The organism is Micromonospora chersina (genome assembly GCF_900091475.1).
Lineage (GTDB): Bacteria > Actinomycetota > Actinomycetes > Mycobacteriales > Micromonosporaceae > Micromonospora > Micromonospora chersina.
In genome coordinates, this window is the sequence record NZ_FMIB01000002.1 from 6,243,532 (window position 1) to 6,257,636 (window position 14,105).

General features: G+C 72.9%; 12 protein-coding genes and 1 tRNA gene. 9 read left to right on the forward strand and 4 right to left on the reverse strand.

Translation table 11 applies throughout. The features are described from left to right. Positions 1-272 precede the first annotated feature (272 nt). The 5 genes from pyk (at position 273) to GA0070603_RS29125 (ending at position 6,857) form a co-directional block, all read left to right on the forward strand. Positions 273-1,721: a pyruvate kinase gene (pyk, locus tag GA0070603_RS29105; protein WP_091320572.1), complete on the forward strand. Its 1,449-nt coding sequence runs from the start codon at positions 273-275 to the stop codon at positions 1,719-1,721. Then, complete coding sequence (locus tag GA0070603_RS29110; protein ID WP_091320575.1) at positions 1,718-2,602, forward strand: acyl-CoA thioesterase; 885 nt, start codon at positions 1,718-1,720, stop codon at positions 2,600-2,602. Before pyk ends, GA0070603_RS29110 begins: the two co-directional genes overlap by 4 nt. A 71-nt stretch (positions 2,603-2,673) precedes the next feature. After that, complete coding sequence (locus GA0070603_RS29115; protein WP_091320579.1) at positions 2,674-3,144, forward strand: RrF2 family transcriptional regulator; 471 nt, start codon at positions 2,674-2,676, stop codon at positions 3,142-3,144. Between the two features lie 152 nt (positions 3,145-3,296). Then, a complete protein-coding gene (locus GA0070603_RS29120) occupies positions 3,297-4,301 on the forward strand; it encodes a sulfite exporter TauE/SafE family protein (protein ID WP_091320583.1) in 1,005 nt (334 codons plus the stop codon). A gap of 297 nt (positions 4,302-4,598) precedes the next feature. Then, positions 4,599-6,857, forward strand: coding sequence for a rhamnogalacturonan lyase family protein (locus tag GA0070603_RS29125; protein WP_091320587.1), 2,259 nt, complete (start codon positions 4,599-4,601; stop codon positions 6,855-6,857). Between the two features lie 167 nt (positions 6,858-7,024). Here the strand turns inward: GA0070603_RS29125 and GA0070603_RS29130 are convergent, their stop codons facing one another. Beyond that, a complete protein-coding gene (locus GA0070603_RS29130) occupies positions 7,025-8,035 on the reverse strand; it encodes an LLM class flavin-dependent oxidoreductase (RefSeq protein WP_244282641.1) in 1,011 nt (336 codons plus the stop codon). Positions 8,036-8,081: 46 nt separating this feature from the next. After that, positions 8,082-8,561, reverse strand: coding sequence for an Lrp/AsnC family transcriptional regulator (locus GA0070603_RS29135; RefSeq protein ID WP_091320593.1), 480 nt, complete (start codon positions 8,559-8,561; stop codon positions 8,082-8,084). 83 nt (positions 8,562-8,644) lie between these two features. On the opposite strand from GA0070603_RS29135, the gene GA0070603_RS29140 reads away from it, so the two are divergent. Next, a complete protein-coding gene (locus GA0070603_RS29140; protein ID WP_091320596.1) occupies positions 8,645-9,820 on the forward strand; it encodes a trans-sulfuration enzyme family protein in 1,176 nt (391 codons plus the stop codon). Between the two features lie 6 nt (positions 9,821-9,826). Here GA0070603_RS29140 and GA0070603_RS29145 read toward each other — a convergent pair whose 3' ends face one another. Then, positions 9,827-10,576: a terminase gpP N-terminus-related DNA-binding protein gene (locus GA0070603_RS29145; RefSeq protein ID WP_091320602.1), complete on the reverse strand. Its 750-nt coding sequence runs from the start codon at positions 10,574-10,576 to the stop codon at positions 9,827-9,829. A gap of 35 nt (positions 10,577-10,611) precedes the next feature. Beyond that, positions 10,612-10,684: transfer RNA gene (locus tag GA0070603_RS29150), tRNA-Leu, on the reverse strand. A gap of 94 nt (positions 10,685-10,778) precedes the next feature. On the opposite strand from GA0070603_RS29150, the gene GA0070603_RS29155 reads away from it, so the two are divergent. The 3 genes from GA0070603_RS29155 to GA0070603_RS29165 all read left to right on the forward strand — a co-directional run bounded on the left by GA0070603_RS29155 (position 10,779) and on the right by GA0070603_RS29165 (position 14,070). Beyond that, positions 10,779-11,399 (forward strand): ANTAR domain-containing response regulator, encoded by a 621-nt coding sequence (locus GA0070603_RS29155; protein WP_091320605.1) that lies wholly within the window; start codon positions 10,779-10,781, stop codon positions 11,397-11,399. 77 nt (positions 11,400-11,476) lie between these two features. Then, positions 11,477-12,646, forward strand: a complete 1,170-nt coding sequence (locus GA0070603_RS29160; protein ID WP_091320609.1) for a hypothetical protein — start codon at positions 11,477-11,479, stop codon at positions 12,644-12,646. Positions 12,647-12,906: 260 nt separating this feature from the next. Next, entirely contained in the window at positions 12,907-14,070 is a 1,164-nt protein-coding gene (locus GA0070603_RS29165; RefSeq protein WP_091320612.1) for a branched-chain amino acid ABC transporter substrate-binding protein, read from the forward strand. Positions 14,071-14,105 lie beyond the last annotated feature (35 nt).

Consider the following 14,105-nt stretch of genomic DNA (forward strand, 5'->3'; position numbering starts at 1 on the left):
TCCCCGACGTGCCGGCCACGCCGCCCGCGACCCGGTCCCGGCGCCCGACGCCGGCGCCCGGGTAACGCCGGTCGATCTCCGGGAGCGCTCCGCCGAGGGATGAACGCGAGCGGTACGATTTCCGCCGCGCGGTCGCCGATGCCCGCCACACACGACGTCCCCGGTGCGGTGTCACACCGCCCGCCGGCGCGGGTATCGCGCGTCGTTGGACAACTGTTCCGCAGTCCGAAAGGGGTCGGCCGGCAGGTCGACCCGGAGGAGAGACTAGCCTGATGGGCGTGACACGCCGCGCGAAGATCGTCTGCACTCTCGGCCCCGCCACCTCGTCCCCCGAGCGCATCCGGGGCCTCGTCGAGGCGGGCATGAACGTGGCGAGGCTCAACTTCAGCCACGGCAGTCACGAGGACCACGAAACGGTCTACCGGCTGGTCCGGGAGGCGGCCGACGCGGCCGGGCAGCCGGTCGCCGTGCTCGCCGACCTCCAGGGTCCCAAGATCCGCCTCGGTCGCTTCGCGGACGGCCCGCACGAGTGGCGCACCGGCGACTCGGTGGTCATCACCGGCGACGACATCGTCGGCACCAAGGAGCGGGTCTCCTGCACCTACCGCAAGCTGCCGCAGGAGGTGAAGCCGGGCGACCGGCTGCTGATCGACGACGGCCGGGTCGCGGTCGAGGTCAGCGACGTCACCGGCAACGACATCCGCGTCCTGGTCACCGAGGGCGGCCCGGTCTCCAACAACAAGGGCGTCTCGCTGCCGAACGTGGCGGTCAGCGTCCCGGCACTGTCGGACAAGGACGCCGAGGACCTGCGCTTCGCCCTCGGCCTGGGCGTCGACCTCATCGCGCTCTCGTTCGTCCGCTCGCCCGAGGACATCAAGCTCGTCCACTCGATCATGGCCGAGGAGGGCGTCGTCCGCCCGGTGCTGGCCAAGGTCGAGAAGCCCGAGGCGGTCGACCACCTCGAGGCGATCGTGCTGGCCTTCGACGGCGTCATGGTGGCCCGCGGCGACCTCGGCGTCGAACTGCCGCTGGACCAGGTGCCCCTGGTGCAGAAGCGCGCCGTGCAGCTCTGCCGGGAGAACGCCAAGCCGGTCATCGTGGCCACCCAGATGCTCGACTCCATGATCGAGAACTCGCGCCCCACCCGCGCCGAGGCCTCCGACGTGGCCAACGCGGTGCTCGACGGCGCGGACGCCGTGATGCTCTCCGGCGAGACCAGCGTCGGCAAGTACCCGGTGCTCACCGTCAGCACCATGGCGAAGATCATCACCACCACCGAGGCCGGCTCGATCGGCGTGCCGCGGCTCCAGCACGACCCGCGTACCCACGGTGGCGCGCTCACCGTGGCCGCCTCCTCGATCGCCCGGGCCATCGGCGCCAAGGCCATGGTCGCCTTCTCGCAGACCGGCGACACCGTCAAGCGGCTGGCCCGGCTGCACTGCGACCTGCCGCTGCTGGCCTTCACCCCGGTGCCCGAGGTGCGCAACCAGCTCGCCCTGTCCTGGGGCGTGGAGACCTTCCTCATGCCGTTCGTCGAGCACACCGACGACATGTTCCGCCAGGTCGACCAGGCGCTGCTCGGCCTCAACCGGGCCAACCCCGGCGACTACGTGGTGATCGTGGCGGGCAGCCCGCCCGGCACCCCCGGCTCCACCAACACCCTGCGCGTGCACCAGCTCGGCTCGCTGGTCGACGCCGCGTCCGCGCGGGCCCTGCAGTGACGGAGCGTCCGGCGGCGACCGGGCAGGCCGCGGTCGACCAGCTCCTGGAGGTGCTGGACCTCGACCACACCGGCGAGATGACCTTCCGCGGGATGAGCCCGCCGGTGGGCCCTCAGCGGGTGTACGGCGGCCAGGTCGCCGGCCAGGCCCTGGTCGCCGCCGGGCGCACCGTCGACCCGGAGCGCTTCGTGCACTCCCTGCACGGCTACTTCGTCCGCCCCGGCGACCCCGCCGAGCCCATCGAATACCAGGTGGAGAACGTCCGGGACGGCCGCTCGTTCTCGGTGCGCCGCTCCGTGGCGCTCCAGCACGACAAGCCGATCTTCTTCATGTCGGCCTCGTTCCAGCGGCAGGAGGAGGGGCTGGACCACCACGCCCCGGTCCCGCCCGACGTGCCCGCCCCGGACCAGGTCCCGACCATGACCGACCGGCTCTCCCGCTACCCGGAACGGCTCGGCATCTGGGGCCAGATCCCGCGTCCCATCGACGTCCGCTACGTCGGCGAGCCCGGCTGGGTACGCCCCGGCGACCGTCCCGCCGAACCGCACCAGCGGGTCTGGATGCGCCTCGACGGCAAGCTTCCCGACGATCCGCTGCTGCACGCCTGCGCCCTCACGTACGCCTCCGACCTGACCCTGCTCGACTCGGTGCTGTCGGTGCACGGCGAGGTGTGGGGGCCCGGGGGAGTGGTGGGCGCGAGCCTCGACCACGCGCTGTGGTTCCACAGGTCGTTCCGGGCGGACGAGTGGTTCCTCTACGACTGCTGGAGCCCCTCCGCGTCCGGCGCCCGTGGCCTGGCCACCGGCCGGATGTTCACCACCGACGGCCGGCACATCGCCAGCGCCGTGCAGGAGGGTCTGCTGCGCCGCGTCGGCGCGTGACCGGGCAACCGTGACCGTTCGGCCGAGGGTCGGGAGTCCGGGCGGCTGACCAGGCGACTAACCTTGCCGGCATGCGCCTCTCCGCCCGGGTCGACTACGCCCTCCGCGCGGCCGCCGAACTGGCCTCGGTCGCCGACGGCGCGACAGCCGGGCGGAGCCGGCCGGTGACCGCCGAGCAGATCGCCCGCGCCCAGGACATCCCCCCGAAGTTCCTGGAGAGCATCCTGCTCCAGCTGCGCCGGGGCGGCATCGTGCACGCCCAGCGCGGCCCCGAGGGCGGCTACTGGCTGGCCCGGCCCGCGTCGGAGATCTCCCTGGCCGAGGTGATCCGGGTGATCGACGGCCCCCTCGCCCACGTACGCGGCCAGCGTCCCGAGCAGCTCGGCTACCAGGGCGCCGCCCGCGCCCTCCAGGACGTGTGGATCGCGCTGCGCGCCAGTGAGCGGGAGATCCTCGAACTGGTCACCATCGCCGACGTGGCCGGCGGCAGCCTGCCCGGCCGGGTCAACGAGCTGGCCGCCGACCCCCGGGCCTGGAGCTGACGCTCCCCTCGGTGTCCCGGCGCCGCCGTCCCGCGCTCCCGCCGCGCCGTCCGGCGCGTCCCATCAACCGGATGGAGGACTTGACCTAGGGCGCCTCCGTGCCGCATTGTCGACCAAGTCGATAGGAGATGCCGAAAAGTCAGGGGGCGCTCGTGCGCAAGCTGCTGGTCCTCGCCCTCGTCGGGCTCGCCGCGCAACTGGTCGACGGCGCGCTCGGCATGGCGTACGGGCTTACCTCCTCGACCCTGCTGCTCTTCGCCGGGGTGGCGCCGGCCGCCGCGTCCGCCTCGGTGCACCTGGCCGAGATCGGCACCACCCTCGCCGCCGGCGTCTCGCACTGGCGGTTCGGCAACGTCGACTGGCGGGTGGTCGGCCGGATCGCGCTGCCCGGCGCGGTCGGCTCGTTCGCCGGCGCCACCTTCCTCAGCTCCATCTCCACCGAGTCCGCAGCCCCGTGGATGGCCGCCATCCTGTTCACCCTCGGTGCCTACCTGCTGGTCCGCTTCTCCCGGCCGCTGCGCGCCACCCGGGCCGCCGGCCGGCTGCGCAGCCGCTTCCTGGCCCCGCTCGGCCTGTTCGCCGGCTTCGTCGACGCCACCGGCGGGGGCGGCTGGGGCCCGGTCGCCACCCCGGCGCTGCTGGTCTCCGGCCGGATGGAGCCGCGCAAGGTCATCGGTTCGGTGGACACCTCCGAGTTCCTCGTGGCCGGCGCCGCCAGCATCGGCTTCCTGATCGGCCTCGGCTCCGAGGGCTTCCTGCTGCCCACCGTGGCCGCCCTGCTGATCGGCGGCCTGATCGCCGCGCCGATCGCCGCCTGGCTGGTCCGCATCGTCCCCGCCCAGCTGCTCGGCGCCGTCATCGGCGGCGTGATCGTGCTGACCAACACCCGCACCCTGCTGCGCGCCGGCGAGCTGGGCGGCCCGGTCCCGGCCCTGGTGTACTCGGTGCTCGGCGCCGGCTGGCTGGTCGCCCTGGTGCTGGCGGCGCGGGCGCTGCGCCGCACCCGCCGGGCCCGCGCCGTAGCCGAAGCCGCCCTCGCCACCCAGCCCACCACCCCAACCGCCGCTGGTGCCGCTGCTCCCGACCCGGCCACCGTCGCCGAGGTCGCCCCCACCCCGGAGCAGCCGCGCCGGCTCGCCGCCGCCGTCGAGGGCTGACGCCCCCGCCCGCCCCGCCCTCCACGGCCCGCGATCTTGCACTTCGTGCCCGCCTGTTGAGGCTTTCGCCGTTTTTGCCTGGGCAGCAACTGCAAGATCGCCGGGGGAGGGGTTGAGGTCATCAGGGGCGCCTCGGGTGGGGTGGTTGTGGGGCGGGAAAGCGTTGTCCTACGCTGACGGGGCGCGGAGCTAGTCACCGACGTCGATTTCGATACGTCGGCGCGGCGTACCCCTTTCCGCCGGCCCGGGCAGGCCGGCGCGGCCGTCGCGTGCCTGACCTCCGCGAAAGGCATCCTCGTGCACCCCTTCCTCCCGCGTCGCCGGACCGCGCTGCTCGCCACGGCCTCGGCGGCCACCCTCCTCGCCGGCGCGCTCACCACGGTGACCGCCGCAGCGGCGGCCACCGGCTGCCGCGTCGACTACCGGATCACCAACCAGTGGGGCGGCGGCTTCGGCGCCGACGTCACCGTCACGAACCTCGGCGACCCGGTGAACGGCTGGACGCTCACCTGGAGCTTCGCCGCCGGTCAGCAGGTCACCCAGTTCTGGAACGCCACGGTCAGCCAGTCCGGCGCCCAGGTCACCGCCCGGGACGCCGGTTACAACGCCGCCATCGGCACCGGCGGCACCGCCACCTTCGGCTTCAACGCCTCCTGGAACGACACCAGCAACCCGGCCCCGACCAGCTTCGCGCTCAACGGCGCCACCTGCACCGGCGCGACCACCCCCACCAGCGGGCCACCGCCCACCTCGGCGAGCCCGCGCCCGAGCCCGAGCCCGACGCCGACGACCACCACCCCGCCGGCCGGCGCGAAGCAGATGGAGAAGCTCGACCGGGGCCTCGTCAGCGTCCGCTCGGGCAGCGGGAACCTCGTGTCCTGGCGGCTGCTCGGCACCGAGACCTCCGGCGTGACGTTCAACCTCTACCGCGGCGGCACCCGGGTCAACGGCACCCCGATCACCGGCGCCACCAGTTGGCTCGACAGCGGGGCGGCCGCCGGGGCGGCGTACACGGTGCGGGCCGTGGTGAACGGCGCCGAGCAGGCGGCGTCCGCTCCGGCGCTGCAGTTCCCGAACGGCTACCTGGACGTGCCGATCCAGGCCCCGCCCGGCGGCACCACCCCGACCGGGGAGGCCTACACCTACTCCGCGAACGACGCCAGCGTCGGTGACCTCGACGGCGACGGCCGCTACGAGTTCGTGCTCAAGTGGGACCCGTCCAACAGCAAGGACAACTCCCAGTCCGGCTACACCGGCAACGTCTACCTCGACGCCTACACCCTCACGGGCGCCCGGCTGTGGCGCGTCGACCTGGGCCGCAACATCCGCTCCGGCGCCCACTACACCCAGTTCCAGGTGTACGACTACGACGGCGACGGCGACGCCGAGGTGGCCGCGAAGACCGCCGACGGCACCCGCTCCGGCACCGGCCAGGTGATCGGCTCGTCGTCGGCCGATCACCGCAACTCCAGCGGCTACGTGCTCGCCGGACCCGAGTACCTCACCATGTTCGACGGCCGCACCGGCGCCGCCCTGTCCACCGTCGACTACGACCCGCCGCGCGGCACCGTCTCCTCGTGGGGCGACTCCTACGGCAACCGCGTCGACCGGTTCCTCGCGGCCACCGCCTACCTCGACGGGCAGCGCCCCTCGCTGGTCATGGCCCGGGGCTACTACACCCGCGCGGTCATCGCCGCGTGGGACTTCCGCGACGGCACGCTGCGCAAGCGGTGGACCTTCGACTCGAACGCCAGCGGCAACGGCGCCGCCGCCGGCCAGGGCAACCACAACCTGTCGGTGGCCGACGTGGACGGCGACGGCCGCCAGGAGATCGTGTACGGCGCCGCCACCATCGACGACAACGGCCGGCTGCTCTGGTCCACCGGCACCGGCCACGGCGACGCGATGCACGTCGGCGACCTCGACCCGGGCCGCGCCGGCCTGGAGGTCTTCAAGGTCGACGAGGACGGCAGCAAGCCCAGTTCCTGGATGGCCGACGCGCGCACCGGCCAACTGCTGTGGCAGACCGCCCCGAACGGCGACAACGGCCGCGGCGTCTCCGACGACGTGTGGGCCGGCAGCCCCGGCGCCGAGTCCTGGTCCTCCGCCGTCGACGGCCTGCTCAACACCCGGGGCCAGAACGTCGGCCGCAAGCCCTCCTCGGCGAACTTCCTCGCCTGGTGGGACGGCGACCCGGTGCGCGAACTGCTCGACGGCACCCGGATCGACAAGTACGGCACCGGCGGCGACACCCGGCTGCTCACCGGCAGCGGCGTCGCGTCGAACAACGGCACCAAGTCCACCCCGGCGCTCTCCGGCGACATCCTCGGCGACTGGCGGGAGGAGGTGGTCTGGCGGACCGCCGACAGCACGGCGCTGCGCATCTACAGCACGCCCACCCCGACCGGCCTGCGCCTGCCGACCCTCATGCACGACCCGCAGTACCGGGTCGCCGTGGCCTGGCAGAACACCGCCTACAACCAGCCGCCGCACCCGGGCTTCCACCTGGGCGACGGCATGAGCACCCCGCCCGCGCCGAAGATCTACCTGCGCTGAGCGGTAAGGCACCGGGTCGCCGGCCGCGGAACCCGCTCCGCCGGCGACCCGGTGCACCACACCGCGGCAATCCCGACCCGTCCCGACCGGGAATGCCGTACCACCACCGGAACCAAAGTTAGGCCGTCCGCGCGACGGTGGGGTGACGTGGCTATGAAGAGCGTGTTTCAGCCCTTCCGGCGCAGGCCACCGGCCACCTTCTCGGCGATCAGCTCGAACGAGCGGACCCGGTCGGCCACGTCGTAGACCATCGTGGTCAGCATCAGCTCGTCGGCGCCGGTGCGCTCCAGCAGCGCGCCGAGCTGCCGGGCCACCGTCTCCGGCGAACCGGTCGCCTGGCCCTCCCGGCGCTGCGCCACGAACTCGCGCTCGAACTCCGAGTACGGGTAGGCCGCCGCCTCCTCCGGGCTGACCAGCGGCTCCGGCCGCCCCGACCGCAGCTTCAGCAAGGACAACCCGGCCGGACCGGCCAGCCACTCGGCCCGCTCGTCGGTCTCCGCGCACACCGCGTTGACCGCCACCATCGCGTACGGCTGCTCCAGCCACTGCGACGGCCGGAAGCTCTGCCGGTAGAGCTGGAGCGCCGGGATGGTGTTCTGCGCGCTGAAGTGGTGCGCGAACGAGAACGGCAGCCCGAGCAGCCCGGCCAGCTGGGCGCTGAACCCGCTCGACCCGAGCAGCCACACGGCCGGGGACTGCCCCCGACCCGGCGTGGCGGTGATCGGGCCCGGCTCCGCCCCGCTGAAATAGTTCATGAGGTCGGCCAGCTCGCGCGGGAAGTGCTCCGCCGACAGCCCCTCCATGGTCCGGCGCAGCGCCAGCGCGGTCACCTGGTCGGTGCCCGGCGCACGGCCGATGCCCAGGTCGATCCGGCCCGGGTGCAGCGCCTCCAGCGTGCCGAACTGCTCCGCCACCACCAGCGGGGCGTGGTTGGGCAGCATCACGCCACCGGAACCCAGCCGGATCGTCGAGGTGTGCGCCGCCAGGTGCGCCAGCAGCACCGCCGGCGCGGAACTGGCGATCGCCGGCATGTTGTGATGCTCGGCCACCCAGAACCGGCGGTAGCCCAGCTCCTCGGTGCGGCGGGCCAGCTCGGTCGTGTGCCGCAGCGCCTCGCCGGCGCTGCCGGTGGCGGCCACCGGAGCAAGATCAAGAACAGACAGGGGTACGTCGATCACGACAATGATCAACCCGCCGCGCGCCGGATTTGTTCCCCCGGGTGCGTCAGCCCATACCGCGCGCCTGCTCGAAGATCAGACTCGTCTGGGTGTGCTGCACCGCCGGATCCACCGCCAGATGGTCCAGCACGAAGTCCCGCAACGCGTCGCCCGACGCCGCCCGCACGTGCAGCACGTAGTCCTCCGCGCCCGCCACGTGGAACACCGACACCACCCCCGGCAGCCGCACCGACCGGGCCCGGAACGCGTCCACCGCCGCCCGCTCGTGCGCCGCCAGCCGCACCGACACCAGCGCCTGCAACGGCAGCCCCACGGCCGCCGGGTCCACCTCCGCGTGGAACCCCCGGATCGCCCCGCACTCGCGCAGGGCCCGGGTCCGCGTCAGGCACGTCGACGGCGCCACACCCACCCGCTCGGCGAGGGCGTTGTTCGGCAGCCGCCCGTCCGCCGCCAGCTCGGCCAGGATCGCGCGGTCGGTGTCGTCCAGCGCCGCGAACGGCCGTACATCATTCGGTGCGACAGGCATGCGACCATCCTTCCCCGAACTTCCCTCACCCGGAAGGGGTCGACGCAGAATCATCTTCGCTTCTCTTGCCCGACAGCACGCTCATGTTCGACGCTTCCGGCATGACCGCCGTGGACACCGCAGCCGTGCACGCCGGACGCGAGGACCTCGCGGCTCTCGGCGTCCACGTGCCGCCCATCGACTTCTCCACCACCAACCCGCTGCCCTCCGTGGCCGGCGGCGGTGACGACTACGAAACCCTCGCCACCGGGGGCACCCTCCCCGCCGGCGGCAGCGCCGTCTACCAGCGGCTCTGGAACCCGACAGTGGCCCGCTTCGAAACCGCCCTCGCCCACCTCGAAGGCACCGCCGAAGCCGTCGCCTTCGCCAGCGGCATGGCCGCCCTCACCGCCGCCCTGCTCGCCGCCACCCGCGACGGGAAGCGCCACATCGTCGCCGTCCGTCCCCTCTACGGCGGCACCGACCACGTGCTCGCCACCGGCCTGCTCGGCACCGAGGTCACCTGGGCCCGCCCCGACGAGGTCGCCGTCGCCGTGCGCCCCGACACCGCCCTCGTCGTCGTCGAGACCCCCGCCAACCCCACCCTCGACCTCGTCGACATCGCCGCCCTCGCCGCCGCCGCCGGCCACGCGCCGCTGCTCGTCGACAACACCGTCGCGACCCCCGTCCTCCAGCAGCCCGCCCGGCACGGCGCCGCCCTCGTGCTGCACAGCGCCACCAAGAGCATCGGCGGCCACGGCGACGTCCTCGCCGGTGTCGTCGCCTGCGCCCCCGACTGGGCCGCCCGCCTGCGCCAGGTCCGCGCCGTCACCGGCGCCGTCCTGCACCCGCTCGGCGCCTACCTCCTGCACCGCGGCCTGCAGACCCTGCCGCTGCGGGTCCGCGCCCAGCAGGCCGGCGCCGAGAAGATCGCCGCCTGGCTCTCCGACCACCCCGCCGTCGCCCGGGTCCACCACCCCAGCGTCGGTGACCCGGCCGGGCTCGTCGGCCGGCAGATGTCCGGCCCCGGCAGCCTGCTCGCCTTCGAGGTACGCGGCGGCGCCCCCGCCGCGGCCGCCGTCGCCGGCGCCTGCCGGCTCATCACCCACGCCGTGTCGCTCGGCGGCGTCGACACGCTGATCCAGCACCCGGCCTCGCTCACCCACCGGCCGGTCGAGGGCGACGCCAAGCCGGGCGGCGGGCTGCTGCGCCTGTCCGTCGGGCTGGAGGACCCGGAGGACCTGCGCGCCGACCTGGCGCAGGCGCTCGCGGTGCTCTGACGAAGGTCAGGTCTTCGGGCCGACGTGGCGGTCCAGCGCCGGCACGGCGCCCCGCCGCGCCACCGACAGCGAGTTGCGCCGGTTCATCCGCCAGGCGATGCCCAGCAGGTCCAGAGCCCACTGGCAGAGGCCCATGATGTCCGCCGACTCGTTGGTGAACATGTAGCGCGGGTAGACGTACTCCTTACCGCGCACCACGACCCGGTTGGCGAACCGGCAACCGTCGGAGTGGAACAGGCCGCGCAGGAAGTCGCCGGGGTGGGCCTCGACGATGGTCCGCTGCCAGTCGGCCAGGACGATCGGGCGCTCGTGCTTCTTGCCGGGCCCGTGCTGCGGAAACAGGCACGGCCAGTGCTTGCCGTAGCTCTGGACATTGACGCAGCCCTGTTGCGGGACGCGCTGCACCTTCTCCGCCAGCACCGCCCGCATCGCGTCGTCGCAGGCGCTGATCAGGCCCGGCCAGCTGTTACTGCAGGAGATCCGGAGCACCGGCACCCGCGCGGTGGCCACCAGATGCCCGTCGCCCAGGTAGAGGCCGAGCAGGTAGGCGTAGGCGGTGGGATCTGTCGGAACCCCGACATCCTCCCGGCAGCGGAAACATCGCAGCGCGGTGCCCTGAACGGCAGGCGTGGGGCGGTCCCGGCACCAGTGCCAGACGGTGCGGTAGTTGAGGCCGACACTGCGGGCCGCTTCGGCGACGGTGGCCCCGGACAGGAAGACCTGACGTGCTCGAGCGCGTATCTCGGGTGGATGCACGACGACATCTTCGAACGCCTGTATGACAATTTGCGTGCCCCCGGTGGGATTCGAACCCACACTTTATGCAGTTTGAGTGCATCGTCTCTGCCATTGGACTACAGGGGCATTGCGCAGTTCGGCGCTGCAAGGATACCCACTACGCTAAGGGCGGTGGCACCCGGCACGGCGGGTGCAGAGCTCAGACTGGTGGGAGTGGCTCGTGGCCGAGATGCAGACGGATGCCGAGCGCAAGCGCGTTCTGATCGCCGAGGACGAGGCGCTCATCCGGCTGGACCTGGCCGAGATGCTCGTGGAAGAGGGCTACGAGGTGGTCGGCGAGGCCGGTGACGGCGAGACCGCCGTCAAGCTCGCCGAGGAGCTGAAGCCGGACCTGGTCATCCTCGACATCAAGATGCCGATCATGGACGGGCTGGCCGCCGCCGAGCGGATCGCCGGCGCGCGGATCGCCCCGGTCATCATCCTGACCGCGTTCAGCCAGCGCGACCTGGTGGAGCGGGCCCGCGCGGCAGGCGCGATGGCCTACCTGGTCAAGCCGTTCCAGAAGAGCGACCTCGTGCCGGCCGTGGAGATCGCGCTGTCGCGCTACTCGGAGATCGCGGCGCTGGAGGCGGAGGTCGCGGGCCTCACCGACCGGCTGGAGATCCGCAAGACCGTCGAGCGGGCCAAGGGCGCGCTCATGACGACGTACGGGATGACCGAGCCGCAGGCGTTCAAGTGGATCCAGCGCACCGCCATGGACCACCGGATGACCATGAAGGAGGTCGCCGAGCGGATCCTCGCCGAGACCGCCGGCGGCGAGGTGGCACAGCCGGCCTCCTGATCCCCGTCCTGGGGACATCGAAAGGCGCGCGGCTCGCCGGGTTCCCGGTGTCGGGCCCGGTCGATACGATCGCCGCCATGCGGCGTCCGCTGGCGGTGCTCGGCCTGCTCGTGGTGCTGCTCGCTGCCTGCCGTTCGTCCGGCCGGGCCGGGCCCGCGCCCGCGCCCGAGCCGTTGCGGCCGGCCTGGCAGCCGGTCAGCCTGCCGATGCCACCCGGCCTGTCCGGCCGGTTGGCGCTGCGTGACGTGGCGTCCTGCGCCGGCCGCTGGTTCGTGGTGGGCGCGGTGGTGGACGCCGCGGGGGTGACGCACCCGGCGGCCTGGTCGAGCGCCGACGCGGCCACCTGGGTTCCGCTGCGGCCGGTGCCGCGCAGCCCGTACGGGGTGGAGAACGTGTTGACGGCGGCGGGCTGCCGGGACGGCCGGCTGGGCGCGGTGGGCGGCAAGAGCGGCGGGGTGCACGGCAATCCACGGATCAGCACCTGGCGGCAGGTGGCGGACGGTTCGCTGGTCGAGGTGCCGGCCGAGTTCGAGGTGTTCGGTGGCGCGGACGCGGTCAACGTGGGCCGGATCGCGGGCGGGCCGCGCGGCTGGCTGCTCTCGGGTAACCGGGCGACCGGCGCGGCGGCCTGGGTGTCCCCGGACGGGGCGGAGTTCCGCTTGGTGAGCGCGGTGCCGGGCCTGGCCGCGGACGCGACGGGCCGGCCCTGGGTGGCCGACGGCACGGCGACGGCGTCGGGGTGGCTCATGGTGGGCTCGGTGCTGGCGTCGGGGCGTACCGGATCTCGGGCCGTGGTGTGGACCTCGGCGGACGGGTCGGCCTGGCGGCGCGCGGTGCTGCCGGGTGGTGGCGCGGACGAGGACCTGCAGCGGGTGGTGCGGGCGGGGGACCGGGTGGTGGCGGTCGGCCGGCGCGGCGAGGGTCTGGGCGCCTGGCTGGGTGCGGGTGACGCGTGGCGGCCGGGTGGGGGCCTGGGCGGCGCGGGCACGGACCGGCCGGGCCGGGTGTGGGGGCTGGCGGCGCGCGGTGACGGCGTGTGGGCGGTGGTGGTCGGGTCGGCGGAGCGTGCGGGGTGGTTCTCGGCGGACGGTGTGCGGTGGTCGCCGGTGGCGTTGCCGGTGGCCGTGCCGGCGGGGAGTGACCGGACGGTGGCGGTGACCGCAGCGGGTGAGGAGGCGCTGCTGCTGGTGGACGACGACGCCGGGGCGCGGGTGTGGGCGGCGCGGGGGCCGTGGGGGCCCGCGTGAGCCTCCCACCAGCGTGTTTCCGGTCGGTGTCGGATGTCCGATTTTCTCGCCACGCGGGCCCGTGTGTTACAGCACTTCTGTGAATCCGGCCACTCAACGTAACGGTTAGGTCAACCCCGCTTCCCAGGTCTACCTTCGCAGGCCACTGGTGGGATAACGTCCCGGCCCAGACCGGGATCGCGGTCGGTCCGGCCTACCCCTGCAAGGTCCAATTCGCGGTGGGTGGTTTCCGGGCCATCGGACGGAGGAGGGTACGAGCCGTGAGGCAGAAGCTCGCACGGGTGCTGGGTGGCGTCGCCATCGGCGCGCTCGTTTTCAGTGGCGCGGCCTGCAAGGCTGACAGTGGTAGTGACGCGGGTGGCAGCAAGGCCGCCTGCGACCTGAAGATCGGCTTCTTCGGCCCGCTGACCGGTGACGCCGCCGGTCTCGGTATCCACATGCGCAACGGCACCAAGCTGGCCATCGACCAGTACAACAAGGACAACGCGGACTGCAAGGTCCAGCTCTCCGAGTACGACTCGCAGGGCGACCCGGCCAAGGCCCCGGCCCTGGCGCAGCAGGCGGTCGGCGACAGCAAGGTCGTCGGCATCATCGGCCCGGCGTTCTCCGGTGAGTCCGAGGTTGCGGACCCGATCTTCGACGAGGCCGGCCTGCCGATCATCACGCCGTCGGCGACCCGTCCGAGCCTGAGCACCAAGAACTGGAAGATCTTCCACCGGGGCGTCGGTAACGACACCTCGCAGGGCCCGGCCGCCGGCCGGTACATCAAGAACGTCCTGAAGGCCGAGAAGGTCTACGTGGTCGACGACCAGTCGGCGTACGGCCAGGGCCTGGTCGACGAGGTGAAGAAGGTTCTCGGCTCGGTCGCGGGCGAGGACAAGATCCAGGTCAAGCAGACCAACTTCTCCGCCGTGGTCACCAAGATCCAGAGCAGCGGTGCGAACGTCCTCTTCTTCGGTGGCTACTACACCGAGGCCGGCCTGCTGCTCAAGCAGCTCAAGGGCGCGGGCTGGAAGGGCACGATGGTCGCCGGTGACGGTGTCAACGACGCCAACTTCATCAAGGTCGCCGGCGAGCAGGTCGCCGAGGGCACGATCCTGACCTGCCCGTGCGCCCCGGCCACCGCGGCCAAGGGCTCCTTCGTGACCGACTACAAGGCGGCCTTCGACAACGCCGAGCCGGGCACCTACGCCGACGTGTCGTACGACATCACGAAGATCTTCCTCGAGGGCATCAAGAGCGGTAAGTCCTCCCGGGCCGACCTGCTCAGCTTCGTGAACTCCTACAACAAGGCCGGCGGCGCCACGGGCGTCACCTACAAGTTCGAGTCCAACGGCGAGCTTGACCCCGCTCAGGTGCTGGTCTGGGCGTTCAAGGTGAACGCGGGCAAGGTCGTCCCCGACATCGAGATCCCCAAGTCCTGACCGGTTCGTCCGGTCCCGGCACGGGACACCAGGCG